Source organism: Thalassococcus halodurans (genome assembly GCF_900108225.1).
GTDB lineage: Bacteria > Pseudomonadota > Alphaproteobacteria > Rhodobacterales > Rhodobacteraceae > Thalassococcus > Thalassococcus halodurans.
In genome coordinates this window covers 60,709-83,437 of sequence record NZ_FNUZ01000001.1, presented here as the reverse complement: position 1 = coordinate 83,437, position 22,729 = coordinate 60,709, and the positions used below count along the sequence as shown (strand labels likewise).

The 22,729-nt window shown below is 57.5% G+C and carries 25 protein-coding genes; 7 read left to right on the top strand and 18 right to left on the bottom strand.

Features of this window, described 5'->3' with window-relative positions; translation table 11 throughout:
* Positions 1–5 precede the first annotated feature (5 nt).
* A complete protein-coding gene (locus C4S59_RS00430) occupies positions 6–701 on the bottom strand; it encodes a hypothetical protein (protein WP_103908513.1) in 696 nt (231 codons plus the stop codon).
* Positions 702–706: 5 nt separating this feature from the next.
* A complete protein-coding gene (locus tag C4S59_RS00425) occupies positions 707–1,489 on the bottom strand; it encodes a hypothetical protein (RefSeq protein WP_103908512.1) in 783 nt (260 codons plus the stop codon).
* Positions 1,490–1,657: 168 nt separating this feature from the next.
* On the opposite strand from C4S59_RS00425, the gene C4S59_RS00420 reads away from it, so the two are divergent.
* Entirely contained in the window at positions 1,658–2,227 is a 570-nt protein-coding gene (locus tag C4S59_RS00420; RefSeq protein WP_103908511.1) for a hypothetical protein, read from the top strand.
* A 203-nt stretch (positions 2,228–2,430) separates the two neighbouring features.
* Here C4S59_RS00420 and C4S59_RS00410 read toward each other — a convergent pair whose 3' ends face one another.
* The 16 genes from C4S59_RS00410 to C4S59_RS00335 form a co-directional block, all read right to left on the bottom strand.
* Entirely contained in the window at positions 2,431–3,585 is a 1,155-nt protein-coding gene (locus tag C4S59_RS00410; protein WP_103908509.1) for an EscU/YscU/HrcU family type III secretion system export apparatus switch protein, read from the bottom strand.
* Positions 3,578–4,396 carry a flagellar biosynthetic protein FliR gene (fliR, locus tag C4S59_RS00405; protein WP_103908508.1) on the bottom strand — a complete coding sequence of 273 codons (819 nt, stop codon included), beginning with the start codon at positions 4,394–4,396 and terminating at the stop codon, positions 3,578–3,580. The genes C4S59_RS00410 and fliR overlap by 8 nt, the downstream gene beginning before the upstream one ends.
* A 1-nt stretch (position 4,397) precedes the next feature.
* Complete coding sequence (fliQ, locus tag C4S59_RS00400) at positions 4,398–4,664, bottom strand: flagellar biosynthesis protein FliQ (protein ID WP_103908507.1); 267 nt, start codon at positions 4,662–4,664, stop codon at positions 4,398–4,400.
* Position 4,665: 1 nt separating this feature from the next.
* Complete coding sequence (fliP, locus tag C4S59_RS00395) at positions 4,666–5,400, bottom strand: flagellar type III secretion system pore protein FliP (RefSeq protein WP_103908506.1); 735 nt, start codon at positions 5,398–5,400, stop codon at positions 4,666–4,668.
* Entirely contained in the window at positions 5,397–5,675 is a 279-nt protein-coding gene (locus C4S59_RS00390; protein WP_103908505.1) for a hypothetical protein, read from the bottom strand. Before C4S59_RS00390 ends, fliP begins: the two co-directional genes overlap by 4 nt.
* A gap of 70 nt (positions 5,676–5,745) precedes the next feature.
* A complete protein-coding gene (fliN, locus tag C4S59_RS00385; RefSeq protein ID WP_103908504.1) occupies positions 5,746–6,039 on the bottom strand; it encodes a flagellar motor switch protein FliN in 294 nt (97 codons plus the stop codon).
* 15 nt (positions 6,040–6,054) lie between these two features.
* Entirely contained in the window at positions 6,055–7,032 is a 978-nt protein-coding gene (gene fliM, locus C4S59_RS00380; RefSeq protein ID WP_103908503.1) for a flagellar motor switch protein FliM, read from the bottom strand.
* A 9-nt stretch (positions 7,033–7,041) separates the two neighbouring features.
* Entirely contained in the window at positions 7,042–7,620 is a 579-nt protein-coding gene (locus tag C4S59_RS00375) for a flagellar basal body-associated FliL family protein (RefSeq protein WP_103908502.1), read from the bottom strand.
* 9 nt (positions 7,621–7,629) lie between these two features.
* Positions 7,630–9,189 (bottom strand): flagellar hook-length control protein FliK, encoded by a 1,560-nt coding sequence (locus tag C4S59_RS00370; protein WP_103908501.1) that lies wholly within the window; start codon positions 9,187–9,189, stop codon positions 7,630–7,632.
* 59 nt (positions 9,190–9,248) lie between these two features.
* Positions 9,249–9,662, bottom strand: a complete 414-nt coding sequence (locus C4S59_RS00365) for a hypothetical protein (protein ID WP_103908500.1) — start codon at positions 9,660–9,662, stop codon at positions 9,249–9,251.
* Positions 9,659–10,993 carry a FliI/YscN family ATPase gene (locus tag C4S59_RS00360; protein ID WP_103908499.1) on the bottom strand — a complete coding sequence of 445 codons (1,335 nt, stop codon included), beginning with the start codon at positions 10,991–10,993 and terminating at the stop codon, positions 9,659–9,661. Before C4S59_RS00360 ends, C4S59_RS00365 begins: the two co-directional genes overlap by 4 nt.
* Positions 10,990–11,811, bottom strand: a complete 822-nt coding sequence (locus C4S59_RS00355; RefSeq protein ID WP_103908498.1) for a FliH/SctL family protein — start codon at positions 11,809–11,811, stop codon at positions 10,990–10,992. The genes C4S59_RS00360 and C4S59_RS00355 overlap by 4 nt, the downstream gene beginning before the upstream one ends.
* Positions 11,812–11,814: 3 nt before the next feature.
* The gene (gene fliG / locus C4S59_RS00350; RefSeq protein WP_103908497.1) at positions 11,815–12,843 is read right to left on the bottom strand and encodes a flagellar motor switch protein FliG; all 1,029 of its coding nucleotides are present in this window, start codon (positions 12,841–12,843) and stop codon (positions 11,815–11,817) included.
* Positions 12,840–14,528 carry a flagellar basal-body MS-ring/collar protein FliF gene (gene fliF, locus C4S59_RS00345; RefSeq protein WP_160006698.1) on the bottom strand — a complete coding sequence of 563 codons (1,689 nt, stop codon included), beginning with the start codon at positions 14,526–14,528 and terminating at the stop codon, positions 12,840–12,842. Before fliF ends, fliG begins: the two co-directional genes overlap by 4 nt.
* Before the next feature lie 37 nt (positions 14,529–14,565).
* On the bottom strand, positions 14,566–14,889 hold the full coding sequence (fliE, locus tag C4S59_RS00340) for a flagellar hook-basal body complex protein FliE (protein WP_103908495.1): 324 nt from the start codon (positions 14,887–14,889) through the stop codon (positions 14,566–14,568).
* A gap of 10 nt (positions 14,890–14,899) precedes the next feature.
* A complete protein-coding gene (locus C4S59_RS00335; protein ID WP_103908494.1) occupies positions 14,900–16,036 on the bottom strand; it encodes a sigma-54 interaction domain-containing protein in 1,137 nt (378 codons plus the stop codon).
* Between the two features lie 370 nt (positions 16,037–16,406).
* On the opposite strand from C4S59_RS00335, the gene C4S59_RS00330 reads away from it, so the two are divergent.
* The 6 genes from C4S59_RS00330 (at position 16,407) to C4S59_RS00300 (ending at position 22,721) form a co-directional block, all read left to right on the top strand.
* The gene (locus tag C4S59_RS00330; RefSeq protein WP_103908493.1) at positions 16,407–16,715 is read left to right on the top strand and encodes a hypothetical protein; all 309 of its coding nucleotides are present in this window, start codon (positions 16,407–16,409) and stop codon (positions 16,713–16,715) included.
* Between the two features lie 144 nt (positions 16,716–16,859).
* On the top strand, positions 16,860–18,071 hold the full coding sequence (locus C4S59_RS00325; protein ID WP_103908492.1) for a chemotaxis protein CheA: 1,212 nt from the start codon (positions 16,860–16,862) through the stop codon (positions 18,069–18,071).
* Positions 18,068–18,874, top strand: a complete 807-nt coding sequence (locus tag C4S59_RS00320; protein ID WP_103908491.1) for a CheR family methyltransferase — start codon at positions 18,068–18,070, stop codon at positions 18,872–18,874. Before C4S59_RS00325 ends, C4S59_RS00320 begins: the two co-directional genes overlap by 4 nt.
* Positions 18,871–19,971, top strand: coding sequence for a chemotaxis-specific protein-glutamate methyltransferase CheB (gene cheB, locus C4S59_RS00315; protein ID WP_103908490.1), 1,101 nt, complete (start codon positions 18,871–18,873; stop codon positions 19,969–19,971). The genes C4S59_RS00320 and cheB overlap by 4 nt, the downstream gene beginning before the upstream one ends.
* 13 nt (positions 19,972–19,984) lie before the next feature.
* Positions 19,985–20,500, top strand: a complete 516-nt coding sequence (locus C4S59_RS00310; RefSeq protein WP_103908489.1) for a chemotaxis protein CheW — start codon at positions 19,985–19,987, stop codon at positions 20,498–20,500.
* Positions 20,501–20,930: 430 nt separating this feature from the next.
* A complete protein-coding gene (locus C4S59_RS00300; protein WP_160006695.1) occupies positions 20,931–22,721 on the top strand; it encodes a methyl-accepting chemotaxis protein in 1,791 nt (596 codons plus the stop codon).
* Positions 22,722–22,729: the final 8 nt, after the last annotated feature.

Sequence of the window (22,729 nt, the reverse complement as noted above, 5' to 3'; positions counted from 1 at the left end):
CTCCCTCAGACCTTCCTGTCGACTGGCCCCGCGCTTTGGCGTGGGGCGTATTTGTATTCCAGTTCGGGTTCGAGGATCTTGATCGCGACGTGAAGCGACTCTTCGCTGGTCGCGGCAAGAATGGCGATGGGCACACTGCCATTGGCCAAACGGTCCATGCGGAACAATCCGGTGCCCGCCTGCCAGAAATACAGCGACAACATGATCGCGACCAAAATGCTGACCAAGGTGCCGGCGGGCATGGCGATGATCATCAAGGCGAACCAGACGCCCAAAGATCCCCACAACCGCATCGCAGCCAGCCAGAGAGGCGGCATGATAAGCGCAAAGATCGGGCGGCTAAGGCGTTGGAATTCATAGCGGCCTTCGGCGTCGCTGAAAACTTCCCAGTTGTCCATGACCTCGGGGTACAAGCGCTGGTATTCGCCGCTGATCTTGAATTCTGGGCCCGCTTTCCATTTGCCCAGTGCCGCACTGTCGGCAAGCACGACAAAGCGCCGGCCTTTACGTTGAAACGTCAGCGCAACAGTGCGCCCTTGGGTGCCGATACGCTGCAGCAGCGTGGCAACCTGACCGTCAAACGGGACGCCATTCACACTTTCCAGCGCGTCGCCTTCGCGCAGACCAAGGGCGCGCCCTTTGGGCCAGACAGCAACCAGAACCAGTGTTCCGAATTCGGCGTTTTCCTGGGTGTCTTCCATCGCGATCAGGGATAGCTGAACGGGTTACTAGGGGCTTTGGCGGTGGGGCGCGGTCTGGGTTTCGGCTTGGGTTTCGGTTTCGATGCAGTGCTGCTTGCGGTCGACGTTTGCGGTCTTCCGTTGCCGGTTGTCGTGGTGTCGCGGGCGTTTTTCTTTTGCGGTGTGGGGGCAAGACCATCCGCCAGCATGCGTGTCAAAGCGAGTTGCAGATCAGAGTTGCCTGCGATGATTGCGGCCTGCGTTTCTTCGTGACCTTTTTCGACAGCATCCAGAATGGTCGCAGCCATTTGCGATTGCATCGGATTTTCCTGTTCAGCTTCCATTTCGGCAGCGGCCAGTTCTGCTGCGGCTGCAGCCTCTTGCTGGATCGACAGGATCAGTTCGTGAACGCCGGTGACGCTGGTTTGAACATCTTCGAAACCAGTAGATTGCTGTCCCTGCATATCGGCCAGAACTGCGGTCAGTTCACCGATAGATGTCAGTTGCCCGTCAAGACGTTCAACAGACTGTGTGAACAGGGTTAATGCCTCGATCTGGGTGGCGGCGGTGGTGCGCATTTCGTTGATCGTGCGGAAGTAAATCAATCCGGCTAGCCCCATGCTGCTGACAGCGCCAATCAGGGTGCCGATCAGAACGGGCTTCATTTTCCCGCCGAAGGAATTGATCTTCTCGGCCGCGACAAGCGTGTCCGCCTTCAGGCGCGTGATTTCAGCGGCTGTGTCATTCGCCGCCTCTGCGGCTTCGACCGCAAGACGGATGCTTTCCTGCAGTTCGTCGTTCTGGGACATGTGTGAGCGGCTCCTTCGTCGGCACAAAATCCAGTGCGAAAAGGGGGATGCATCATTCGTGCCAGACAAGATTCCAATCAAAACCGATTGCACCTAAATCGTTCGGCTTTTCCGCCGTTTGCATAGGGTAGATAGATGCTCATTTCTAACCATCAGCAGGCCAGCATAATGACACGAATGACAGACGTTCCCTCGACAGCGCCACGTTTCACGCCGTCGATGATCCAATCCGTTGCAACCGATGCAAAGCCCTTTGCCATTCTGACCTTGGGTGTCGAACGCTACGAGATCGCGGATGTCATGGTTGATGAAGAAGAGCGTCTGGCCTTCCGCCCCGAGGGCGAAGATATGTGGACGGCCTTGGATCGCACCATTGAAGACGGTTGGAACCGTGTCGGTGCCGATATCGTGGCCTCGAAACCCACCGCGCTAAAAGCGTTCTTGCAGACCCACGCGGTTCGCCTGTCCGGCAACGGCGTTGAAGATGAGCTTGAGTTCGACACGCTGGGCACGATCTGGAATGTCAGCCTTGGCAGCAGTGGTCTGGCCGCTGTCGCTTTTGACGACCGTGCTGTTGTACCTGTTCGGTACAAAGACGAACTGCCAGAAGATACGCGCGACAAGGCGATTGCGATCCTGGTTAAGGCGATCCCCGATCTGCGCGAACATTTCGATGAAGATATCGATTTGTGGGCCTACCGGATCGCGTCAGGGGTTTCCATTCTCCCCGTCATGTAAGTGGCTTCTGACTTTGTCCACCAATCTGGCGATCTGAAACCGGAACGCCCCGGCAAAACAGGCCAGGGCGCAAATCCCCAACAACAGCCTGATGAGCACGTCAGACGTACTGGCCGCACCTGACATCAGCCAGAGTCCAACAAGAGCAAAGGCGAAGGACGAAATCACTTCGCCCGTGCTGCGGCCTGTTCTGATCGAACGTCTCATGTTCGATATCTCCTTTGTTCGGGGCGGCCAAAGCTGTCGAGACGCAGCTCGGGCGGTAGATCGATCTCTGGGGTGTCTTCATGCAAGCCGTGTTCCAGACGCCAGACATGCGCCAGAAGGATGGCCACAGCGGCGTAAAGGTCGGGCGGGATTTCCGATCCGATTTCGCCAGTGAAATACAAGGCACGGGCAAGGGGCGGGGACTCAACCGTTTTGATCTTTTTTGTCTTCCCGCGTTCGCGGATTTGCTGGGCAATCACATCGGTGCCCATCGCCAGAATAACCGGCGCATCGCGTAGTTCGGGTTTGTACTGAAGTGCCACGGCAAAGTGCTGCGGGTTGGTCACGATGGCTGTCGCCATATCGACATTCGCCACAGACGCGCGTTCGGCGGCCATGCGCGATGCTTCCATCTGTTTGCGCCGGATCTGGCCTTTGACCTCGGGCGAGCCTTCGGATTCCTTCATCTCGTCCTTGAGCTCTTTGCGGGACATCTTCAGCTTTTTGTTATTGCTGTACAGGTTCCACGCAAGATCGATCGCACCGATCAGACCCAGAACGCCGGTCAGGGCCATCAGAACGCTGGTCAGTACTTTTCCAAAGACCGCCATGCCATCACCGACATAGGCCATGTTCAGGCGGTCCAAGGCTGGCAGATAGGGCAGGATCACGACAAAGCTGACCCCGATCAATAAAACGACCTTCAGCACGGCCTTCGTCAGTTCGACCAAGGACTTGGCCGATACCATCCGCTTCAAGCCTTTCAGCGGGTCAAGCTTGTTCGCCTTGAACCCCAAAGCTTTGGTTGAAAAGTTCAGCCCGCCGACGCCAGCCTGCGTCAGGATCGTGATGATCATCAGCGGAACGCCAACGATGATGCCGGCAAGAATAATCCAGGACACGGCTGCTTGCAGACGCTCCATCATCAGCATCTCGAACCCGTCGGGCGCTGATAGGTTAAAGTTCAGCGCCCAACTTGCTGAAATCGTTCGGAACATACTCTGTCCGCCTGCGATCATCATCGTCATCAGGGCGATCGATGAAAAGACGAACATTTCCTTGGATGTGACGATCTGGCCGTCTTCCTTGGCTTTTTCCCTTTTTCGCGGGGTTGGTTCTTCGGTCTTTTCTTCAGAGTCGTCTTCAGCCACCGCCTAGCCCTCCGACCATGACGCCAAGAAGATCCAGTGAAGCGTCGATTTTTTCGTATAGCGCGCCACCCAATGACGGTGCCGTTGCAAAGAGCAGCAACAGCGTGGCGGACACAGTGAGCGGGAAGCCGAAAGAAAACAGGTTCATCTGCGGGGCGGATCGCGTGATCACGCCGATCACAACGTTGACCACCAAAAGAACCGATACGATCGGCAACATCAGTTGGGCGGCGAAAACGAACATGGTGCCGACGGCGTTTATCCCGGCAGTCAGTAACGACTGAGGATCAATCGCGCCGCCCACAGGCGCGACGCTATAGCTTTTCAACAGCATCTCTAGCGCCAGAAGATGGCCGTCTTCGGTCACGAAGATCATCAGCAAAAACAGGCCGAACATCTGGCTGATGACGGGCGACTGGCCTCCTGTTGCGGGGTCAACCTGTGCGGCAAAGCCCAGACCGGCCGTGTTGGAAATCCAGTCACCGGCCATGGTGGCCGCGGCAAACAGGATTTGCAGAACCAGACCCGCGCACAGGCCGATCACAAGTTCTGTTATGGCGATGGTGATGGCGTCCAGCTGACTGAGCCGTTCGGGCGCTGGCATGGGGACGATCCCCATAACGGCAATGCCCAGAAACACGCTGAAGATGATCCTAACTTGCAGGGGGATGAACCGTGCGCTGAACAGCGGCGCGGATACAACGAAGGCGCCCATGCGCAGCGTGGCAAAGATGAACTGAAGCAACAGACCTGACAATGCCGCCAGCTCGATGCCGGGAATGCCTGTGCCTGCTGTGATCTCGGGGAACATCTTAGCGGATCGTTGCTATGGTTTCGAAAACGAAGGCGAAATAATCCGACATCGTCGTCAGCATGAAGCCTGCGACTAGACCCATCGTCAAAAGCACGATCGCCAGCTTTGGCACAAAGCTGAGCGTCGCGTCGTTGATCGACGTCGCGGCCTGCAGGATACCGATCAACAGACCGACGGCCAGAGCGACAGCCAGAACAGGACCGGCAGTCATCAGGATGTTCCAGTAGGCGATGCGCAGGTGTTCGATATTGCCGTCAAAATCCATATCAACCTCCTGCAAAGCTGCTGGCAAGGGACCCCATCGTTAACGCCCACCCGTCCACCAGAACGAACAGCAAAAGCTTGAAGGGCAGGGACACAAGGATTGGCGACAACATCATCATACCCAAGGCCATCAGGATCGATGCGATGACCATGTCGATGACAAGGAAGGGCAGGAAAATCAGGAAACCGATCTGGAACGCGGTTTTCAGTTCTGACGTGATGAAAGCCGGAAGCAGGACGCCCAGTGGAACGGCGTTATCCTCGTACGGGCCATCGCCGCGCATGTCGGCGAACATGGTCAGATCGTTCTTGCGCGTGTTTTCCAGCATGAACGACGACAGGATTTGCTGCCCGTTTGCCAAGGCCACATCGGCGGGCAGTTCCTCTTCCAGATAGGGGGTCAGCGCATTGTCATAAAGATCGGTCAGAACCGGCTGCATAACGAAGAAGCTGAGAAACAGCGCGATGGCGACCAGCACCTGATTGGGTGGGGTCTGTTGCGTCCCCAGCGCCTGACGCAGGATCGACAAAACAATGATGATGCGGGTGAAGGCGCTCATGCCCAGCACGATGGACGGAAGGACAGTCAGCGCCGTCATCAGCACAAGGATCTGAAGCGACAGGGAATAGGTCGTTTCGCCATCCTCGCCGTTCAGGGTCAGGGCGGGCAGGCCGCTTTGCGCCAGAAGGGGGGCGGGTACCGAAAGCAACAGGACAACCAGCAAAAACCGCGTCATTCGGTGCCCTCCGATTTCAAGGGGGCCTCTAGCGGTGTCAGAGAGGATGTACCTTTCCGGCTATCCAGCACGACAAACGGTTTGCCGTCGGCTTCGATCAGCAGGATGCGTCGGTCATGGCCAAGCGCCAGTGCTTCTTTCATCACCAGTCGCCGGTTCGCTGACAGTTTGGATGTCAGACTGCCGCGGTAGCGCTGGACGAAATACCAGACGACCAGCAACACCAGTAAAAACAGGGTAACGGTCACAAGGCGGGTCGGGTCGAGAGTTTCCACGAGGGCGTTTCCTTCGTTGGTCTTTCCAACAAAGGAGCAGTTTTCATGCCAAACTGGTGGGGACGGGAAATTACAGGTTCTCCAGACGTTCCTTCGGGTCGATGATGTCGCCGAAGCGGATGCCGAACCGTTCCCCGACAACCACAACTTCGCCCTTTGCGATGGGCGTTCCGTTCACCAGAATATCCAGTGGATCACCGGCCATGCGATCAAGTTCGACCACGGCACCTTCGCTAAGTCTAAGTAATTCCTCGATAGTTATCTGCGTGCGGCCCACTTCGACCGTCATCTTCAGTTTGACGCTGGACAGCATGCCCAACCGGCTTGCGGTTCCGCTTTCTGTTGTGTCGGTTTTTTCATTCATGGCGGTGCTCCGCTTTTACTTGTTCAGTCTGCGCGTCAAATTTAAGGCGGCACGCCCCGCGACATCGCCAACTTCGGCGTCAAAATACGGACGGCCTTCGACGTAGAGCTTGGGGGCAGGGGACAGATCGACCGGCACAATTGTGCCCGAGGTGACGTTTTCCAGCGCGGTCAGCGACACGGTCGGTTCGGCCAGTCGGGCGCTTACGCTGAGCGGCACGCTCATGACCGCGCGTTCCAGGCGTTCTTTCCAGCTTTCGTCTTCGGTGACCTGATCCGATTGCATGCGCGACCGCAGTTGCGATGCCAATGGTTTCAGGGCCTGCAAGGCATACAGCAGTTCGACGTTCGCGGGATCGGCTTCGGGCAGCTGAATGATAAACGAACAGCGCACGACCATTTCTTCGGCGTCCACAAAGGTGGCGAACTGAAGGTTCTCTTCGCGGTTCTGAACGGTGAACGAAAGCGGCGTCAGATCCCGCCACGCCAGTTCCAAGGCGCGGTTCAATCCGTCTGTCACAATCTCGATCACGCGGTTTTCGGTGGCGGTGAATTCTTGTCTGCGGGAATCCAGATAGGCCACGCGTCCACCGTAATAAGCGTCGGTCAGCAGGGACACGAACTCGGGCGGAAGCACGATCATCTGCGTGCCGCGCAATTCGTCGATCCGGCTGATCGTCAGGCTGGTGAAGTTGTCCAACTCGTCACAGACCGAGTCAAAGGCTTTGACTTCGGGCGGGAAGCTGGAGATGCGCGGATGCATCCGCAAAAAGGGCAGAAAAACCGAACGGGCCAGACGGCAGAAGCGTTCGTTGATCATGCGAAGCCCGTAGTAGTCCCCCAAAAGCGACAGGTCATCGCTGCCGAATACATAGGGTTTTACGTCGGGGCCTGCTTCTGCGCCGAACGCGTCCAGATCAAAGTTCTTGAGGCCGTCAACAAGGGCCGCAACTTCGTTCGTGGAAAGTTTATGAGGCTTCGGTTGCGAGCCCATAGTCCGCTCCTACTGCAACACGAAACTGGGGAAGAACACGTCTTCGATGCCGCCGAAGCCTTCAAGTTCGGTCAGCCGCGCGTTGATCGCATCCATAAGCGCCTTGGACAGCTTGTCCCGGCCTTCCTTGCCCTGGACATCCGCTTCGGAAAATCCGCTGATCACGGCAAGCATATCCGACTGAAGCGCCATAGAGTGGGCTTCGACATTGGCGATGACGGTTTCATCGTACTGGGTCGACACACCGACGCCGACCTGAAGGAAACGGCGTGAATCCTTTAGGTTGGTCGTCAAAGGTTCGTCGAACTCGAAATAGTTGGTGGCAAAGACGGGCTCTTCCGGCTGTTCTTTGACCACCTTTTTAGGCCCGGCCGCCTCTTCTGCGGCGGCCGCTTCTTCTGCAGCGATAGCTTCTTCGTGCCTTTCGATTAAACGTAAGACTTCTTCAGACGGCGACAGACGCTGTTCCGAGTAGAAAACCCCACCCGCAAAGCCGCCTCCGGCAAAAATCAGGAAGCCAAGAAACATAAGGATCTTGCCGACAAGGCCGCCCTTTTTCTTGCCTCCGATATCTGGCTCGTCACTCATTTCGACCTCTTACGCCACTACGTTGACCTGAGGTTGTTCCCCCCCGACCTTCATGATCACGTCATCTTCCGTTTGTGTCTGTGTGTCCGCGCCCGAGGCGGACAGAACCGATCCATCGCCTTGCGCATTGTCGCCAGAGCCACCAGATTGTGCGCCCGTGCCAGCATCGTGGCTGGCCAGCGTCAGGCCGGCTTTGGCCATCACGTCAGCCAGACGCGACTGGTTGTCGTTGAACAGGCGCGCGGCTTCGGGGTTGTCTGTCACCACGCTGACCATGGCCTGCCCATCCCGCATTTCCATCGTGATTTTCAGGCGCCCAAGCGTTTCCGGCGTCAGTTGGATATCAAGCGTCTGGCCATCACCGAAATCATGCACCGAAATCGTGTCGACCAATTGTGACGTCCAAGTGCTGTCCCGCATCGGCAGCGTCGCGGTTGTCCCCGAGGCCACCTGCGTTTGCGCGGTTTCCTGTGGTGCGGGCGCTGCAAATGTTGCGGTTGTTGTCGTCTGGGTTTGCACCGGCTGGACGTCGGCGACGTTTGCCGTCACGGCCTGTGTTTCAATCACGGTCTGCTGCACGGTTGTGCTGGATGTCTTCGCTGCAGAGGCGGCGGCTGCGATGGCAGGCGATACCGTTTTGGCGGCGTCAAATTCAGTGCGGGCTACCGCGTCGACAACCTCGGCTGTCACAGGCTGCAGACCGGCGATCTCCTGCGTTTTGGCAGGCTGATCGTCAGATGTACGGGCAGCAAGGTCTGTGACCTGATCGACAATGCCTGACAACGGCGCGTCGCCTTCGTTCTCGGCGTCATCTGTAACTGGCTTGTCCGACGAGGCCGCTGCCACAGTGGCCGCCACAACGTTTGCGACGGCTCCGGACAGGCTTGCTTTGACGGCGTCTTTGGTCGGCTCGATCGCCACGGTCGTGGTGGCCGTTTCCGGATCAACTGTCTCGGTGGTCGCAGCTGTCTTCAATATGTCGGCCTCAGTATCCACGGCCTTTGTGATGTCGGTCAGTTCGATGTCGCCTGAAACCTCGACCGTGTCACTGGCGTCAGCCGAACCTGCGCGTCCAACCATTCCGGCGATGTCTTTGATTTCGATGCCTTCCGGCAGAGCGGCCAAGGTTACCGCTTCGGGATCGGCCACCACGTCTTTTCCGACTGCAATGGCATCGGGAGCCACATCAGTCGCGCCGATCTTTTGTTCGATCAGGGACGCTAGGGGCGATGTCTCGGTCGTTGTGCCTTGCTGGAGCGCTCCAGCGGCCAGCGCCAAAGCCGTGGCAGACACGTCACCCGCAGCCAGAAGCTCGATCGTGGTGTCTTTGCCCACGACCTGTATCGTAGCTGCCTGAAGCTCTGCGACGGCTGTTTCGTCCAGAACCGGTTTGCCTGCCTCACCTTCGACCACGGTGCCGGAACAGGGGGCACCGCATTTCGCGGATGTCTGGTTTAGAACATCGGAAAATGTCGGATGCTCTTCGCCTTCCGCCAGAACGCCCGCAGCTTTCGCGCCGGGCTGGGGAAGGATAGAGCCGAGTGAGTCAACAATGCTGGCCGAAGTCATGGGAGTTATTTTCCACTGTTCGTTTTGGTTCGGAGGGGTGATGCAACGACTGTGCCAACCTATCGTCGAGGACGGTCGAACAGCTCGGCATCGGCTTTGTCCTGACGCTCGGCGCGGTCCCTGCGGTTTTGCATATCAGCGCGTTCTGTCAGCACCCTTTGACGCTGCGAAGTTTGGGCCACCTGCACGCTGGATTGCGCGACAAGATCGCTGGTGCCGCGCAGATGGTTTTCCGTTGTGCCCATCTGTGTGGCCAGCGTCGTGCCCATCCAATGCGAGGCCGCCAACTGTCCGACAGACGTGACTTTGCCGATCTCTTCACGTTTTTCCTGAACGAGAACCTGAAGCGTTTCCAAAAGCCGCTGTTGTTGTAGCATTTGCAGCTTTTGCTCAGCCAAGGCAGCGGCCTGACGCGCCAGCGACTGGCGCTCCTTCATAGCAAGAAGACGGGTCAGTTTTTCTTTTCTGGTCATGGTTTGATTCCCATCAGGTCAAGCAGAGCAGCTCGGCTTTGATCAAAGCTGGCTTTGTCATTTCGGGATTGGGTGATCAGCGCGACGATCTTCGGCCATAGGGTCACGGCCTCGTCCAGATCGACATCTTGGCCGGGCGTATAGGCGCCCATCAGCATCATGTCGCGGTTTTCCATATAGAGCGAAATCAAACGCCGCAGCCGGACTGCGGCCCTTTCGTGGGCGTCATCCACGATTTCATTCATCACGCGACTGACCGACTGGGTTACGTCAATCGCCGGATAGATACCCATCTGTGCCTGCTGTCGTGACAGAACCAGATGCCCGTCAAGGATGGCGCGGGCGGTGTCGACCACGGGATCATTCGTGGTGTCATCTCCGTCCGCCAGAACGGTATAGAACGCAGTGATCGATCCTTCACCGGGCAGGCCGGGGCCGGTGCGTTCGATCAAACTGGGGATGATGGACACGACCGACGGGGGATAGCCCTTGGCCGTCGGCTGTTCACCCAAAGCCAGACCGATTTCTCGGCGGGCGTGGGCCACGCGCGTCAGGCTATCCATGATCAACATGACCTGCTTGCCCTTAGAGCGGAAGTATTCGGCAATCGCGGTGGCCCGATGGGCGGCGCGCATCCGAAGAAGGGGGGACCGGTCGGCGGGGACGGCCACCACACAGGTTTTGCTGGCGGTATCGCCCTTCATGATGTTGCCGACAAAAGCACCCACTTCTCGGGCACGTTCACCGATCAGACCAACGACCACGACATCCGCGTCGGTGTTGTGGGTCATCATCTCGATCAGAACCGACTTACCAACGCCTGAACCCGCGATGATGCCAACGCGCTGGCCTTGGCCGATGGACAGGGCCGCGTTCAGGATGCGAACACCGACGTCCAGTTTGTTATCAACCGGTGTACGGGCCAACGGGTTTTGCGGGATGCCCGCCAGCGGCCAGTGATCTTCGCATTCGGGTTCCGGCAACCCGTCCAAAGGCGCGCCCTCGGCGTCGATCACACGGCCCAGAAGACTGTCGCCGACACAGGCCGTATGTCCGTCGCCCACGCGTTTGACCTGTGCGCCGACGGCGATCTGTGCGCCCGGTTCGTCCAGAAACAGAAGGTTGCGACCGTCAGAGAACCCGACGACTTCGCCATGAACGCCGCGTCCGTCTTCGGTGTCGATATGGCACAAGGTTCCCGGGCTCGCGGGAAAGCCCGCGCATTCAAGGATCAACCCGTCATAGCGGTGCACAGTGCCGGTCAGAACCGGTTGGATGGGGCCCGCGGCATCGGCAACCACGCGGCTGAGTTTATTCAGGATCGCGTTCATTTACGGTCCCCCAGAATATCCCGCAGCCCGATTGATCCTCCGTCGATTTTCACGTCGCCACGCTGCAGGTTCATATCGACTTTCAGGCGTGCCTCGGACAGGTGTGAGCCTGCCTCAAGGTAGGGGCCGATGGCCGAAAGGTCGTCGGGGTGGAAGGCGACGGTCAGGTCTTCCGACGCGCGCGCGACCTTTTCCGCCAGCTTTTCGATCCGGCGGCTGAACAGTTTGGGCGACTTGTCGATTTCTTGCCCCGCGCGTTGGGATGCAAGGCTGTGGATCGCGTCTGTCAGCTGCGTGGCAAAGCCGGCGAACATGTCGCTTTCGGCCACGTCGTTCAGGGCATTTGTTGCGGCCAGAAAAATATCGCGGGCTTCTGCCACAACGGCGGCGGCTTCACTACGGCCTTCTTCGCGACCTTTTTCCAAAGCTTGCGCGACTTCGTCCTGCATTTCAGCCATTGCCTGACGGCGGCCTTCCTCGAAGGCTGAGGCGCGCAGCTCTTCCAGATCAATCTCGGGCGCGGGCGGGGCAGGGGTGAAATCTGATGGTTCAGCAGGCGGCTGATCCGCTGGTTCGGCAGACTGGGCCACCAGCCCGTCGTGAATAGCGCTTAGAATAGATTTTTCTGTGGGTTCTGGCGCGGCGCCAAATGCACTGTCCTCGACGCGGGCATAGGGTGAACGTTGACGGAAACTGCCGGTATCTTCGCCTTCGGGCTGCGTCGACAGGGGGGCGCGGGGTTTGAACCGGCCTTCTGCTTCGCGGATCAGGCTGAGGATGTCTTCGTGACCAAGGGTCTTTGGCGCTGTCTCTGTCATGCCTTACACCATCTGTTCCCCGCCGCGACCGGCGAGCGTGATCGTTCCCGCATCCGCCATCTGGCGGGCGACCGAAATGACCTGCTTTTGTGCTTCCTGAACGGCGGTCAGGCGCACAGGTCCCATGTTTTCCATTTCTTCCAGAATGGTCTGCGCGGCACGGCTGGACACACAGCCCAACAGCTTGTCGCGCAGGGCATCGTCTGCGCCCTTGAGAGCGAGGATAAGAACGTCCTGATCGATTTCGCGCAGCAGCGTCTGAAGCGACCGGTCTTCGGATTTGATGAGATTGTCGAAGACAAACATGTTGTCCTGCAACGACTCCATAAGTTCCTTGTCGTCCTTCTTGATATCCTTGAGGATACGCTGTTCCATGTCTTGACGGGTAAAGTTCATGATCCGCGCAGCGGCCTTCACGCCGCCAATCTGCGATGCGCGCAAAGTGGTGTTGGCCTTGAACTTGCGCTGCATGACTTCTTCCAACTCGCGCAGCGCGTCCGGCTGGACGGTTTGCAGGTTGGCGATGCGGCGAACGATTTCGGGTTGGAAGTCTTCCGGTAGGATTTTCAGTACTTCAGCACCCTGACTGTAATCCAGCGACGCAATCACTAGCGCCATGATCTGTGGGTGTTCGTCGATGATCAGTTCGGAAATGGCAGAGGGATCCATCCAGTCCAGAATCTCGATCGGGCGTTCGCTGCTGGCCGGAGTGATGCGGCTGAGAACCGATTGCGCTTTATCCGCGCCAAGTGCGCCGGTCAGGACGTTGCGCACGTAGGCGTTTGCGCCGATGCCTACATCCGTCTGTCGGCGCAGCCCGTCAAAGAATTCGTCCAGCACCGCGTTTACGGTTTCATGGCTGACACCGCGCACGGTGTACATGGCCGCGCCCAGTTCCTGCACTTCATGTGGGCTCATGGATTTCAGAACGTTCGCTGCGGCCTTTTCGCCAAACAGCATCATCAGGATCGCAGCCTTCTGAACGCCGGTCAGGGTTGTGATATCAAGTTCACTCATCGCGGCGGCCTTCATGTGGTGACTTCCTGATCAGAGGCGATCATGTTCTGGAAAGCCGTGGCGATGCGCGGGCTTTCGCTTTCGGCAAGACCTTTGAGAAGCTTGATTTTTTCCTCATAGCTGAGCGCGCCGTTCAGGTCTTCGGCGTCAGGCGCGACCTCGTCCAGTTTCGCACGCAGCGTGGACAGGGTTTCGCCAGGGCCGACTTCGACGGATTCGGAAATGTTCATGGCAGTAGTCGAATTGTCCTGCACCGGCGGCAGCAAACGGTTCAGCAACGGGCGCAGCACGCCCAGTGTGATGATGCCGAAAATCACGATCTGCGCCAGAATGCGTCCCGCAGTGGGAAGCCAGCTTGCTTCGTGCCATACGGGTGTGGCTTCGACCATTTCGACATCCACAAAGGGGCTGGATGACACGATAACAACGTCGTTGCGGCCATCTTCAAAACCCACGGCACCTTTGGTCAGACGTTCGATTTCTGCCAGCGTTTCGGCGGGGAATGTCGCGGGGGCTTCTGGATCTTCGGGTGTGGGCGTGCGCAGCAGAACCGCAGCGTTGACCCGTCTGATCACGGCACTTTCCGGCTGGATCGTTTCAACACGACGGCTGACTTCATAGTTGCGGGTCTCGGACTTGGACATGTTGCCATTCGCAACGGTCTGGTCCGCTTGATTGACCTCATCGCCCAGAACCGGCTCGGGCGGCGGCGTGTTCGCAACTGTACCCGGGATACCACCGGCTTCGCGGCTTGAGCTGGTTTGCGAGCTCATTTGTTCGCTGCGAACGGCGGTCAGTTCGGGGGCATATTCTTCGCTGGTGACTTCGGAACGGGTAAAGTCGATGTCCAAGGTCACTTCGACCGCCGCATTGCCCGGCCCGACGATCGGTGTGATCAGGGCTAGAATGCGTTCACGGTAGAGCGTCTCCATCTCCAACTGATGGCGCATGTGGCGGTCAGTCATGGCGTTGAAGGGATCTTCGGGGTCTTTCGACAAAAGGCGGCCTGTCTGATCGACCACCGATACGTTTTCGCGCGGCATCTGCGGGATAGCGGCAGATACAAGGCTGACGATGGCACGCACTTGTGCCTCGGAAATCGACATTCCGGGCACAAGGTTCAGAACGACAGAGGCTTGCGGCGGTTGCTGGTCGCGCACGAATGCCGAACGCTCGGGCAGGGCAAGATGCACACGGGCCGAGCGGACGGGGCGCAGTTCGGTGATCGAACGGGCCAGATCAAGTTCCTGCATCCGACGCAGGCGCGCGGCCTCGACCGAACGGCTGGTGCCCATGGGCATGTCTGTGATTGTGGAAAGACCATCAGGCTGACCCTGTGGTAGACCTTCAGACGCCAGCACCATGCGGGCACGGTAAAATTCATCAGGACCGACGGTCAGTGTGCCTGTGGTGGGATCAAGTTTCGCATCAAAGCCGTTCGCGATCAGCGCGTCCAGCGCACGGGATTTTTCAGCTTCCGGCAGGCCGTGCTGAAGCGCGACACGATCCGAGGGTGTTAGCAAAAGGTACAGCGCCAGACTGGCGGCTGCGATCATCACCATAGCCACGGCGGGCAGGGCGCGACGCAGCGCGGGTTGATCTGCCATGCCGGTCAGGCGCGACACGACGCTGATGCTACGGCCAACAAGCGATGTGTCCGCTGCTTGTGCGGGCACCATCGGGTTGGGAGAGCTATCCATACTCATATCAGTACCTTTTTACCAAGTATTCAACCGCTTAGACGGGCATATTCATGATGTCGCGATAGGCCGTCAGGGCTTTGTTGCGGACCTGCAAAGTCATCTGGAAGCTAAGCGATGACACCTGCTGTTCGACCATGACCGCTGCCAGATCGTCGGTTTTGCCCATCTCAAAGTTCTTTGCTGCCTCGGATGCAGAGTTCTGTGCTTTGGCCACATCCTGCAGGGCACCGCCCATACGCTCGGAAAAGCTCGGGCCTTTGGCGGCATCAGACTGACCAACGTGTGCAGGTTTCGCGACGCTGTTGGTCGTTCCCAATGCGGCAAGAGATGCGCTTTGGCTGACACCGTTGATGGCCATCGTTTTCTCCTTAGGCGGCGCGGGCGGCGGGGATGTCGCAGGCCCGTGCAGAAATCATGATGTCTGACGAAGCAATTTCCGTACCGTTCCGAAGAACCATCGCGCGTTGCATCACGTTTTCCAGTTCGCGGACGTTGCCTGGCCAGTGGTGGGCCAGAAGCAATTCGCAGGCTTCAGGTGTCAGCATCGGAACAGGGGTGCCGTCTGTGCTGTGACGCGACAACATGGCCTGTGCGAGGACAGGGATGTCATCGGGACGGTCACACAGCGCCTGTGTCTCCAGCGGGAACACGTTCAGGCGGAAGTACAGGTCTTCGCGGAAGGTGCCTTTGCGAACCTCTTCTTCCATATCGCGGTTGGATGTGGCGATAACGCGGACGTTGATGGAAACCTCTGTCTGGCTGCCCAGGGGCGTGACGGATTTTTCCTGAAGAACGCGCAGCAGTTTGGCCTGAAGGCCCAGCGGCATTTCCGAAATTTCGTCCAGCAGCAGCGTGCCGCCGTCGGCTGCGCGCATGATGCCTTTGTTGGCGGTGTTCGCGCCGGTGAACGACCCTTTTTCGTGACCGAACAGCATGGCTTCCAGCATGTTTTCGGGGATCGCAGCACAATTGATTGCGACAAACGGTTTGTCGGCACGGGGCGAGCTGTTGTGCAGATGGCGGGCCAGAACCTCTTTGCCGCTGCCTGTCGGGCCGTTGATGAAGACGCTGACGTCAAACTGTGCGACGCGCTGGGCAAGGTCCATCAGGTTGCCGGTCGTTTCGGCGCCGGCGATCATACCGCCGTAGGGGGTGCCCAGAAGTTCAGCCAGCATCATCAGGGGGGCGTTGCGCAAAGGGGCTGCATCGCACTTGGGCAGGGAAACCCGCTGCAGGCGTCCGCCCAGATCTTCGCTACGTTCGAAGTGATCCGCGTCGCAGGTAACAACGACCATACGTGTCGCGCCGATCTGGCGGGCTTTCGCGATCAGTTCTTTCTGTCCGCCAAGGGCTGTTTCGACTTCGGCGGCACAAACAAACGTGTCGGCTTTTTCTGTGGCCTCTTCCAGCGATGCGCAAGCCACTGTCAGGCGGCGTCGCGTCAGAAGATCGACCAAGGATTCAGCTGCTGCAAAGTCTTGATTGAGAACGAAAATCTGCGTCATGGCTGCCTCTCTTATTACCGACGCAGACTACTAGGCAGGGATCGTGCCAAATCGATATTTTGCGAAAAAAGTGGCTAAAACCACTAAAATGGAGGGTGAAATTGCCATTTATAGAAGGCCGACACCCTAAAACGACGGCAAATCGTCGCCCGAGGGGGTGATTTTTGCCGACATCGTCAGGTCTTTGACGCGCCTTTTGCTGAATGCACCTGTCTTTGAGGTGCTGGGCGAAACGAAATTCCGGAAAACGGCGTCAAACGAAGCGTCCGATATCCAAAGATAATCACGCTTCCTGAGCTATTCATCTCAACTTTTCCGCGCTGTGACCGTTTTTCAGTTTGGTCCAAAGCAAACACTCACAGGCAAACACATGATGTCAAAAACATATCACCTTAAGTTCCCGACACTGGATGCCGCTCAGATAGCTGCCCCGTTTGTTACGGAAACGCTCGGCAATGCCATTCCAGAATGCTCTCTTTCCGGGCTGACCGTTCTGATCAGCAAGGAGGGCGATATCTCGGTTAATCTGTTCTTTCCGTCGGTAAGCGACCTCAAGAACTTTGAGAAAAATCACGGAGGATTCATCGACACGATGAAGAAGACCTTCCTATTCCGGTCAACGGGCTTCGAAGGCGTTTGTATTTTCAACTTTGAAGGCAACTCGGAAGACGCTGCCTGATCTTTGGGCGCGGGTGCTGGCATGCAGTTTGCAGAGCCGTTTTGTGCACCCGCACGGTTCCCAAGAGGACCCCAATAGCATGATGAACCACAAGTACACACGGCAGCATGATATCTCATGCGCCGCAATCAGCGAGCGCGCAATATGAGCGTGCAACCCGAGCAAGCGACGGAGAAGTCTGCCGCTGGCGCGCTGATGCGCGTGTCGTCCGACAAGATCGGGCGCTTGATGGATCTTGTCAGCGAATTGTCCCTCTCGGTTTCCGAAACGATCAACTCTCCTGATCTTCAGGATCTTGATCTGGTCGATTTCGAAGCCGCGTCCCATCGCCTGTCCATGATTGTCCGAGAAGTGCAGGACGCCGCGACAGAATTGCGGCTGGTACCTGTGTCCGAGGTTTTCCGCCGTCTGAAACGGATGGTGCGCGAACTGGAACGCGAGACGGGCAAAAAGATCGACCTTGAACTAAGAGGCGAGGATACTGCGATCGACAAGCTGGTCGCTGACCGTTTGTACGACCCGCTTTTGCACGTCGTGCGCAATTCGGCCGATCACGGGCTTGAACCACCAGACGAACGCGTCGCTGCCGGAAAGTCGGAAAAAGGGACCATCATTCTGGGCGCCGCACAGGTCGGCAGTGAGGTTCGTATTCAGGTCATTGATGACGGCCGTGGCCTGAACCGCGAAAAAATTCTTAAGATCGCCCGCAAGCGCGGGTTCTTTGGCCCTGATGAAGAGCCGGAACCGTCAACCCTTTGGAAATGTATTTTCGAACCCGGCTTTTCCACGGCTGAGGCCGTTACCACGCTGTCCGGACGCGGTGTCGGTATGGACGTTTTGAACACCACGATGAAAGATCTGCGTGGACGGATTGCTGTGGATTCCGAGGCCGGAAATGGCACCTCGGTTTCCTTGCACATTCCTGTATCGCTGGCGTTCTTGGATTCTATTCTACTGCGGCTTGGCAACCAGTTGTTCACTGTGCCGGTCGAAGACATCCACGAAATCGTCAAACCGACAGGGTCTGAGTCCGTTGAAATCTCGGCCGACAATGGCACCGAGATGCTGAAGCTGCGCGGCAAGTTTATCCCTGTCCGGCGACTTGAAACGTTCTATCGGAACTGCCGAAAAGAAATCCGTCCGCTGTCGGACATGGTCTCGATCGTTTTCTCGACAGCGCGTGGGCACATCGCAGTGCCCGTTGATGAAGTGTTGGACCGCCAGCAGGTGGTCATGAAACCGCTCACCGGTGCGCTGGCACAAGTGCGTGCCAGCTGGGGGTGCGCATTGCTAGCAACTGGGGAAGTGGCGATCGTGCTTGATTGTGAACGCCTTGCTGTGGGGGGCGATAAATGATCGTCACCGACCAGCCGGCCTATGATGCAATTCGGGATTGGCTTAGTTCACGCTGCGGAATTACGTTCCCTGAACACAAAAGCGCAGTGCTGCGCCAGCGACTGGCGCGCGTGAACCAGTCGTTTTCCTACAAAGATCTGAACGATCTGGCCCACGGGCTTTTGGAAGAGCAGAAAGAAGATGTGCAATTGGCGGTGATGCATGCGGCATCCACCAACCACACATATTTCTTTCGCGAACCCGAAGTTCTGGACAGGTTCCGCAAGATCGTCATGCCCTATCTCCAGAAAAAGCGCGAAATGCGTATCTGGAGTGCGGCCGCGTCTTCTGGGGATGAGGCCTATACAGTTGCCGTTATGATCGCTGAGGAATTCGGCGAAGAGGCGTTGTCTCGGTTGAACATTCTGGGCACCGACATCAGCGGGCCTGTGGTCGAACAAGCAGAGCAGGGCGTCTACCAACTCAAACAGCTGGACAAGACCGAGCGTCGCTTGGTTCAAAAGTATTTCACGGCCCTGAATCCGAACACGTTCGCGGTGAAGGACCTACTGAAGTCGTGTTGCACCTTTCGGCGGATGAACCTCAAGGCGCAGCCCTATCCCTTTAACAATCCGTTCCAGGTCGTGTTCTGCCGCAACATCCTCTATTACTTCGACCGCGATGATCAGCGGGCGACCCTAGAGGCCATTTATGAAGTCACCGAACCCGGCGGCTATCTGGTCACCTCGGTGACCGAGTCCATTCGCGATCTTGATACGCGCTGGGAATCTGTCGCCACCGGTATCCACAGGAGGGCAGAATGACCCTTCGTAGAAAACGGATCAAAGTTCTGGTCGTCGATGACAGCTCGATGTTCCGTCAGCTTTTGACGAACGTTCTGAGCACCGACGAAGACATTGAAGTGGTTGGTGCAGCAGCAGGTGCTGCCGAAGCGCGCGCCATGATGTCATTGCACCGTCCCGACGTCATCACCCTTGATCTTGAGATGCCAGGTGAAAACGGTCTGGATCTTTTGAAGGACTACATGGCGAAAACTCCGGTGGGCACACTGGTTATTTCGGCGCACACCCAACGCGGCGCGTCGATGACGATCAAAGCGCTCGAGGCTGGCGCGGTGGATGTCATCGATAAGAGCCTTTTGTCTTTGGGGGATCGCTCGGAAACAGGCAATGTTTGCAGCGTTGTGCGCAGGGTGCGTGCGGCCAGCATGGCCCGTGTGTCAAAAAGTGGCGCCACCGTCGCGGCATCGCCTGCGCCGATGTTCAAAGGTGTGGCGGATGACTGGGTCGTCGCCATCGGATCATCGACGGGAGGCGTGCAGGCGCTGACAGTGCTTTTGCCGGTCTTCCCTGAGGATTGCCCCGCAACCGTCATTGTCCAGCACATGCCGGAAGGGTTTACCGCGGCATTCGCTAAGCGTCTGAATACGCTTTGTAAATGTGAGGTGAAGGAAGCCGAGGATGGCGATCAGTTGCGCTCTGGTCTGGTCCTGATCGCACCGGGTGGCGACCGTCATATGAGCGTCGAGAAAAAGCACAGCGGTTTGTATGTGCGCCTGACCGAAGGTGAACATGTGTGCTTCTCGCGGCCCTCGGTAGACGTGCTGTTCAAGTCCCTTGCCGAAACCTGCGGCAACAGCCTTTCGGCGGCTATCCTGACGGGTATGGGCCGCGACGGAGCCGAGGGACTTCTTAACATTCGTAGGGCTGGCGGTCGTACATTTACACAAGATGAACCCACATCTGAGGTCTATGGCATGCCTGCGCGTGCCTGGGAAAACGGCGCCTCTGAGGCGCAAGTGCCACTGAGCAACATTTCCAAAACCTTGCTCGGATCGGTCGGCACGAAACCTGCACCGCATTCCACCCGTACAGGGGGAATTGCGTTGTCGCAAAGCTGAGAGGAACTGAACCATGAGCCAGACAGAAGCAGTCGAGGCAAAAACAGAAGCGGCGGCAATGCCGATCGTCGACTCCGATGGGATCGAGTCGATGTATCTGACCTTTGCGGTCGGCGATGAATCTTATGGCGTCTCCATCGGGATGGTGACTGAGATCGTCGGAATGCAAACCATCATGAGCGTGCCGGATGTGCCGCATTACATCAAGGGTGTGATCAACCTGCGTGGCAAGGTGATCCCGTTGATGGACGTGCGCCTGCGTTTCGGTATCGAAGAGCGCCCCTACGATGAGCGCACCGTTGTTATCGTGCTTGAAGTGGATGACGCGCCCATCGGGCTGATCGTCGACCGCGTCAGCGAAGTTCTGGATGTGCCCGCCGACAAGATCGACCGCACCGGCAACTTTGGTGGTGGCGAAGGCAAAAGCATGGTCAGCGCGCTGGCCCGCATCGAAGATCGGCTGGCCATCCTTCTGGATGTGCACGCGCTTGTGTCTGATGCCGATCTGAAAATGCCGGATCTGAGCTGAGGTCGATGATGCAGCGTCTGTTCCAAATTCCCTTCAGCCTGATGCAGAGCCAAGACCGGACAACCGTGTCGGCGTTGCGTGATCTAGCGGGCGTCTTCGGGACCATTTGGGCACCGGCGTTTGCACCAGAACGCGCTCTGATCCGTGTCGACGTTCAACGTCGCACGCGTCACTCGAATTCGCTGATGGGGCTGCAAAAACGGAAAATTCACATGAGGCAGCCGCCATGACTAAGAAACCGACTCGTCGCGTCGGAACAAGCGGCACTAGCAGGAAAAAACCCAAGTCTGATTTGCCAAAGGGGGAGGAGGATCAGACAGCGGGAGCGGGAAATGCCGCAAATCAACTAAACCCGGAGCAAGTTGAAGCCGTTGCTAAGGTCGCTTCCTCCCCCAATGCCGCCAAGGCTGCGTCAAACAGGAATAATGATATGACTACACAACCGAAATCGGATCAGAGCAAACCGTCTGCTGATCGCTGGTACTCGCCTGAGTTCACGCAGGCATACGACAACCTGAATGCATGTATCCTGATTGCGGATGCGGATCATATCATTCGGTATGTGAACAAAAAAACCGTCGAAGTTTTCTCGGCTGCCGAGAAAACCATGCAAGAAGTGATGCCCAGCTTCCGTGTCTCGGAAGTCGTGGGTGGGTCGATCCACCGCTACCACAAAAACGCGGAACACCAGCGTCAGGTTCTGAAAAACCTCGGAGCGTACAAAGACACGGAAATCAACGTGAACGGCATCATCATGCGGTTCCGCACGGTCCCGCTGCGCAACGACGCGAACGAGGTCGAAGCCTTTGTGGTCGAATTGAATGACGCGACGCCCGAAGTCGAAGCCAAGAAGCGCGTCGATTTCCAAATTGCTCAGTTCAATCTGCTGTTGTCCGAGATGCAGCATATGGCGGATGCCCATGAAGAAGGCGACATTGACGTCATGTGCGACACGACCAAGTTCGAAGCCAAGGAAATCGCCGACGCGGCCCAGATGGTCAACGACATGGTTCAGGCGCACATCGACACGAAGAAAGGCACGATGGCGGTGTTCGAAGAATTCGGTCGTGGCAACTTTGACGCCGACATGCCGCGTCTGCCGGGCAAGAAGGTCTTCGTCAACAACATCATCGATGAATTCCGCACCAACGTAAAAGAGCTGAACAAGAGCATCGGTGACATTTCCGATGCGATTGTCGACGGCAACCTTGCGTTCGATTTCGACGCCTCCAAGTTTAGCGGCGAATGGGGCAAAATTGCCCAGTCGTTCGGCCGTGTCTTCAGCTCGCTGTCCAACACCATTTCGTCCATGGCCGAGCAGGTTGATCAGGTCGGCACAACCGTTGACCAGATGTCCAATGTGTCCCAGTCGCTGTCGACAAACTCGCAAATCGGTTCTGCTTCGGTAGACGAAGTGTCCGCTTCGGCAGAAGAAACCGACGCGCAGGTCAAGGCGAACGCGGAAGCGGCGCAGAAAGCCAACCACTTTGTTGGTAGCGCGGCTGAACTGGCGTCCAACGGTTCTGAAAAGATGAAGGCGATGGTTGTCTCGATGGACGGCATCAAAACATCGTCGCAGGACATTGCGAAGATCATCAAGGTCATCGACGAAATCGCCTTCCAGACCAACTTGCTTGCCTTGAACGCAGCGGTTGAGGCGGCGCGGGCCGGTCAGCACGGTCGCGGGTTCGCGGTTGTTGCCCAAGAGGTTCGCAACCTTGCGGGACGGTCGGCCAAAGCGGCGCGTGAAACATCCGATCTGATCGAAGACGCATCGAACCGTGTGAACCAGGGTGTGCGCATCGCGGATGAAACCAGCGAAGCCTTCACCAAGATCAACAGCGAAATCCTGCAGGTGCAGCAGATTGTCGAAGCCATCGACGAGGCTAGCAGCGAACAATCCCGCGGTGTGGCCCAGATTTCTCAGGCCATCGGCGAGATTGCCAAGACCACCCTGGCCACCAGCCAGCAGGCCGACGAACTGGCAGCAACTACATCGCAGATGACGTCCGCGATTAACCAGATGAACGAAGAGATCAAACGGTTCAAATTGCGTCCCCGTCGCGGTGTCATGGCCGGTATGCCGAACTTCGACCAAATGAGCCCCGAGATGCTGGCCCAGATCCAGAAGATGATGAACGGATCATCTGGTGGCGGAGCAAAGCGCAACGGTCTGGCGAACTCTGTCGACAAAGATTCCCGCGGATATGGGCCTTTTTGATCGATGAC

What these genes read in the sequence shown, in the direction of transcription:
- C4S59_RS00370 (WP_103908501.1), bottom strand. Translation starts at nt 9,189, where the DNA reads ATGACTTCGGCCAGCATTGTTGACTCACTCGGCTCTATCCTTCCCCAG.
- fliM (WP_103908503.1), bottom strand. Translation starts at nt 7,032, where the DNA reads ATGGGCTCGCAACCGAAGCCTCATAAACTTTCCACGAACGAAGTTGCG.
- cheB (WP_103908490.1), top strand. Translation starts at nt 18,871, where the DNA reads ATGACCCTTCGTAGAAAACGGATCAAAGTTCTGGTCGTCGATGACAGC.
- C4S59_RS00430 (WP_103908513.1), bottom strand. Translation starts at nt 701, where the DNA reads ATGGAAGACACCCAGGAAAACGCCGAATTCGGAACACTGGTTCTGGTT.
- C4S59_RS00330 (WP_103908493.1), top strand. Translation starts at nt 16,407, where the DNA reads ATGATGTCAAAAACATATCACCTTAAGTTCCCGACACTGGATGCCGCT.
- C4S59_RS00310 (WP_103908489.1), top strand. Translation starts at nt 19,985, where the DNA reads ATGAGCCAGACAGAAGCAGTCGAGGCAAAAACAGAAGCGGCGGCAATG.
- C4S59_RS00425 (WP_103908512.1), bottom strand. Translation starts at nt 1,489, where the DNA reads ATGTCCCAGAACGACGAACTGCAGGAAAGCATCCGTCTTGCGGTCGAA.
- C4S59_RS00365 (WP_103908500.1), bottom strand. Translation starts at nt 9,662, where the DNA reads ATGACCAGAAAAGAAAAACTGACCCGTCTTCTTGCTATGAAGGAGCGC.
- fliF (WP_160006698.1), bottom strand. Translation starts at nt 14,528, where the DNA reads ATGGATAGCTCTCCCAACCCGATGGTGCCCGCACAAGCAGCGGACACA.
- C4S59_RS00420 (WP_103908511.1), top strand. Translation starts at nt 1,658, where the DNA reads ATGACACGAATGACAGACGTTCCCTCGACAGCGCCACGTTTCACGCCG.
- C4S59_RS00375 (WP_103908502.1), bottom strand. Translation starts at nt 7,620, where the DNA reads ATGAGTGACGAGCCAGATATCGGAGGCAAGAAAAAGGGCGGCCTTGTC.
- fliG (WP_103908497.1), bottom strand. Translation starts at nt 12,843, where the DNA reads ATGAAGGCCGCCGCGATGAGTGAACTTGATATCACAACCCTGACCGGC.
- C4S59_RS00360 (WP_103908499.1), bottom strand. Translation starts at nt 10,993, where the DNA reads ATGAACGCGATCCTGAATAAACTCAGCCGCGTGGTTGCCGATGCCGCG.
- C4S59_RS00335 (WP_103908494.1), bottom strand. Translation starts at nt 16,036, where the DNA reads ATGACGCAGATTTTCGTTCTCAATCAAGACTTTGCAGCAGCTGAATCC.
- fliE (WP_103908495.1), bottom strand. Translation starts at nt 14,889, where the DNA reads ATGGCCATCAACGGTGTCAGCCAAAGCGCATCTCTTGCCGCATTGGGA.
- C4S59_RS00355 (WP_103908498.1), bottom strand. Translation starts at nt 11,811, where the DNA reads ATGACAGAGACAGCGCCAAAGACCCTTGGTCACGAAGACATCCTCAGC.
- fliQ (WP_103908507.1), bottom strand. Translation starts at nt 4,664, where the DNA reads ATGGATTTTGACGGCAATATCGAACACCTGCGCATCGCCTACTGGAAC.
- C4S59_RS00300 (WP_160006695.1), top strand. Translation starts at nt 20,931, where the DNA reads ATGACTACACAACCGAAATCGGATCAGAGCAAACCGTCTGCTGATCGC.
- fliP (WP_103908506.1), bottom strand. Translation starts at nt 5,400, where the DNA reads ATGACGCGGTTTTTGCTGGTTGTCCTGTTGCTTTCGGTACCCGCCCCC.
- fliN (WP_103908504.1), bottom strand. Translation starts at nt 6,039, where the DNA reads ATGAATGAAAAAACCGACACAACAGAAAGCGGAACCGCAAGCCGGTTG.
- fliR (WP_103908508.1), bottom strand. Translation starts at nt 4,396, where the DNA reads ATGTTCCCCGAGATCACAGCAGGCACAGGCATTCCCGGCATCGAGCTG.
- C4S59_RS00320 (WP_103908491.1), top strand. Translation starts at nt 18,068, where the DNA reads ATGATCGTCACCGACCAGCCGGCCTATGATGCAATTCGGGATTGGCTT.
- C4S59_RS00325 (WP_103908492.1), top strand. Translation starts at nt 16,860, where the DNA reads ATGAGCGTGCAACCCGAGCAAGCGACGGAGAAGTCTGCCGCTGGCGCG.